The organism is Rhodococcus sp. Eu-32 (assembly GCF_003336925.1).
In the GTDB taxonomy this organism is placed as follows: domain Bacteria; phylum Actinomycetota; class Actinomycetes; order Mycobacteriales; family Mycobacteriaceae; genus Rhodococcoides; species Rhodococcoides kyotonensis_B.
Genome location: NZ_QGNK01000066.1, coordinates 1 through 516, shown reverse-complemented (window position 1 = coordinate 516; position 516 = coordinate 1). Strand labels below are relative to the sequence as shown.

The following is a 516-nucleotide window of genomic DNA, read 5'->3' as shown; positions in this document are numbered from 1 at the left end:
TGGCAAATGTTCTTGTGCTTGAAGATGGAACCTGGTCCTATCAGTTTGATAATGCGTTAAAAGATGGTGAATATTCTATCCGTGTGGTTGCCGAAGACCCGGCAGGTAATACGGCAGAATCGCCTCGCATACTCGTCACGATAGATACCAGTACGTTTATCGATAATCCTGCTACGGTGGCAGGTTCTGATAATGGTATTTTCAGTAATGATAGTATAACGAGTCAGACCCGGCCTACGTTTAGTATTTTTGGAGAAATGAACCAGAGTGTTCAGATTTTCATTGATGGAGTGCTAGTCGATACGATCACGGTGACCGACAGAAATCAAGTTTATCGACCTGAGTCACCGTTGGGCGATGGTTCCCATAGCATTTATTATGTTATCACCGATAAAGCAGGCAACACGGCTACCTCGAAAACGCTAAACTTTACTATCGATACCTTTAATACGACGCCTGTCGCCATTGATTCTATCGGTGGACAAACGTTAGCAGAGATGACCGGTAGTGATGGCA

Annotated in this window: 1 protein-coding gene; it reads left to right on the top strand. The window is 44.4% G+C overall.

The window, feature by feature from the left end; translation table 11 throughout:
* A partial coding sequence (locus DK926_RS26335; RefSeq protein ID WP_207890930.1) for an Ig-like domain-containing protein occupies nucleotides 1-516 on the top strand: 516 nt, incomplete at both ends.